Raw genomic sequence first — 2,867 nt, 5'->3', positions numbered from 1 at the left:
TCAGATAAGACATACTTTCTAAAGTTCAATTTAATGTAAGTATCGATAATTACCTCCTAGTACATAACGCCCAATTAAGTAGCTGACAACGCTACCAATACACTCAAATTTACCACCGTAATCACTAAAACTAAACCGAACTGAAAATGCCGAGCGTTGGCAGTCTGCTTAAATTGCTTGTTATATTTATACTGCTGCGGGTTTTCTAAAGTAATAACGATAGTAGCCAACTAGATTGCTACCGATAAATAGAATTTCCATTACGACTGCGGTAGGTGAGCCAATTAAATAATTGTGTATCAACCAAAGTGCGGTACCCACAATCATGAACTCTCTTAAACGGCGATCATCTTTATTGAATGCAGCCACAGTTTGAAAGATTGAAGCAAAACAACTAATTACACTGACTAAACCAGAATAAGTTACAGCAGTTGAAATTACTGATGCTGTACAAAATAGATATTTAAGTTTTGAGGAAGTAGAAAATACACTCACTAAATATCGAATAGTGGCGATGACCATTAAACTTGCAGCCGTCCACTGTTCAAGCAAAATAAAGTGGCTTGAAATCAAAGTACCAGCGAAAAACAAACAAGTTACAATCTTTTGTCGGTCTTTAAATTGGAATGACATCAAGTCAAACCCGATAGCTATAGCAACTAATATTTGAGATAGAAAAAATGGTGTCACTGTAGCCTCCTATAAAAATAACGCCTTGCTAAGGTGTGAGCAAAGCAATACCTTAGCCTCCGCATAATACCTTAAACACATAAACCAACGCATAGTAAAAATGCCACGCGTTGCGAATCACTCTTAAGCAACTTGTTATACCGCTTGGTTGAGGCTAAAATGACCAAAATAAAGACCACTTAAGAGACCTATTACATGACCACTAGAATTTTAGCCGATGTTGCTGCAAGCATTACTGAATTAAAAGCTAACCCTATGAAAGTTGCAACTAGTGCTTACGGTGAACCTGTTGCTGTACTGAACCGAAATGAGCCAGCATTTTATTGCGTACCAGCCGAAGCGTACGAAATGATGATGGACAGACTCGAAGATCTTGAACTACTAACTATTGCGAAAGAGCGTGAATCTGAAGAGAGCATTTCGGTAAATATTGATGACCTATAAACTCGACTTTAAAAAGAGCGCACTCAAAGAGTGGAAAAAGCTTGGCTCAACGCTTCAACAACAATTTAAGAAAAAGCTAATCGAGCGCTTAGATAACCCGCATGTTCCGGCTTCAAAACTCTCTGGAGCTGACAACATGTATAAGATTAAGCTTCGCCAATCGGGCTACCGTCTCGTCTACAAAGTTGAAGACGATGTCATCATTGTAACCGTCTTAGCTGTCGGAAAACGCGAACGTAGCGATGTTTACCGTAAAGCTATGAAAAGGTTAGATGATTGATTGAGGTATAACGCCCAATTAAGTAGCTGACAACGCTACCAATGCACCAAAATTTACCGCCTAAATCACTGATGCTAAAACGAGTTGAAAATGCCAAGCGTTGACAGTCTGCTTAAATTGCTTGTTATATGATGACGCATTAATTAAAAAATTCATCTTCGGGAAGATCATCTAAACCGATATCCTTCAAGTCAATTTCAAATACTTCAGCTTGTTGTTGCATTAGCGTAACTATTCTGTGAAAAGCCATCATATAGCCCGTGTTGAAATCACTTTTATCAGCATTACTCTCTGAAATTGACTCTAAAGCATACTCCTTTACTAGAGTACCTAAATCTCTCGAATAGCTTTCAAACTTATCATTAGACATATTATTCCTCGAATGCATATAACGCCCAATTAACTTGCGCAGCAACGCAATACAGAGGTTCTGCATTGCGCCTTAATTACTAAACCAGATTAGAAGTAAAACTGCCACGCGTTGTAAGTCAGGTTAAATTGTTTGTTAGCTTATAACTAGTAGCTTACGCTAATTCACCCGTTGTTATTTCTGCCAAAAGATCTTCTAAGATGTGAACTTCCATTGCCAGCAATTTTGGTGCTTGCCCACTTTGATTATTAAGGAAGTCTATTGCTCTTGATACTAGTTCGTCACCACCACAAACAACCCAATAGCGATCATATGCTGTACGACCAGCATCTAAAACTGTATACCCTAATTTCTCAATGGCAGTACCTCCAACCTCCTGCCATTTTGCTGTAATTTGAATACGTTCTGTAGTTGTGTATAACACAAAGTGAGCAGTATCATTTTTTTCGTCAATTAAACTTGGGTAACGAACTGATCGTTGATATGTCATAGCATTCTGAGTATTGGATTGTGAAAAACCATAAGTCTCAATAATATTGGTAATGTCACTAAGTAAGTCAGCTCTTGCCATGTACTGTCCTCCCTATTTATTAACATTATTAGAGTTTTGAGAATCAGGATTAGCCCTTACGTAATCTTCCCCATTAACTCTGACGACATGGTGCTTAGGATGCTTGCCATTATTAGTTTCATTCACTAATGTTTGACGATCAACTACACCACGACCTGGTATTGTATAAGAGTCATTTTCACCGTGAGTACCATCATTATTACCACGAATATTTTTAGCCATAGACACCTCTGCGATTCAAAAGTAACTGTTTTAACCTATATATGAGATGGTGTCCGAACATGGCTTTTCAAGTAGGTGCATATTATTTTTTGGTGTGAATTTAAGCTAACGCCCAATTAAGTAGCTGACAACACTACCAATACCCTCAAACTTACCACTGAAATCACTGAAGCCAAACCGAGTTGGAAATGCCAAGCGTTGACAGTCTGCTTGAATTGCTTGTTATGTACGATGTTCCGAAATTAGCTTCCAATCAGTAGCGTTCAATACACTTTTAGGGAGGTAAATAT

The 2,867-nt window shown here is 38.1% G+C and carries 6 protein-coding genes; 2 read left to right on the top strand and 4 right to left on the bottom strand.

The window, feature by feature from the left end; genetic code table 11:
• Positions 1 to 186: 186 nt before the first annotated feature.
• A complete protein-coding gene (locus F0226_RS22140) occupies positions 187 to 690 on the bottom strand; it encodes a YgjV family protein (protein ID WP_171737652.1) in 504 nt (167 codons plus the stop codon).
• A 195-nt stretch (positions 691 to 885) separates the two neighbouring features.
• Here F0226_RS22140 and F0226_RS22130 point away from each other — a divergent pair, with 195 nt between their 5' ends.
• Both F0226_RS22130 and F0226_RS22125 read left to right on the top strand, forming a co-directional pair.
• Positions 886 to 1,134, top strand: coding sequence for a type II toxin-antitoxin system Phd/YefM family antitoxin (locus tag F0226_RS22130; RefSeq protein ID WP_004730320.1), 249 nt, complete (start codon positions 886 to 888; stop codon positions 1,132 to 1,134).
• Positions 1,124 to 1,414, top strand: coding sequence for a type II toxin-antitoxin system RelE/ParE family toxin (locus tag F0226_RS22125; protein ID WP_005377002.1), 291 nt, complete (start codon positions 1,124 to 1,126; stop codon positions 1,412 to 1,414). Before F0226_RS22130 ends, F0226_RS22125 begins: the two co-directional genes overlap by 11 nt.
• 139 nt (positions 1,415 to 1,553) lie before the next feature.
• Here the strand turns inward: F0226_RS22125 and F0226_RS22120 are convergent, their stop codons facing one another.
• The 3 genes from F0226_RS22120 to F0226_RS22110 form a co-directional block, all read right to left on the bottom strand.
• Entirely contained in the window at positions 1,554 to 1,784 is a 231-nt protein-coding gene (locus F0226_RS22120) for a hypothetical protein (protein ID WP_171737651.1), read from the bottom strand.
• Between the two features lie 154 nt (positions 1,785 to 1,938).
• The gene (locus F0226_RS22115; RefSeq protein ID WP_171737650.1) at positions 1,939 to 2,355 is read right to left on the bottom strand and encodes a PD-(D/E)XK nuclease superfamily protein; all 417 of its coding nucleotides are present in this window, start codon (positions 2,353 to 2,355) and stop codon (positions 1,939 to 1,941) included.
• Between the two features lie 12 nt (positions 2,356 to 2,367).
• Entirely contained in the window at positions 2,368 to 2,577 is a 210-nt protein-coding gene (locus tag F0226_RS22110) for a DUF3892 domain-containing protein (RefSeq protein ID WP_171737649.1), read from the bottom strand.
• Positions 2,578 to 2,867: the final 290 nt, after the last annotated feature.

Source organism: Vibrio sp. 99-70-13A1, from assembly GCF_013114625.1.
Lineage (GTDB): Bacteria > Pseudomonadota > Gammaproteobacteria > Enterobacterales > Vibrionaceae > Vibrio.
Note: the sequence above shows the minus strand (reverse complement) of the source record. Positions and strands in the feature narration are given on the sequence as shown.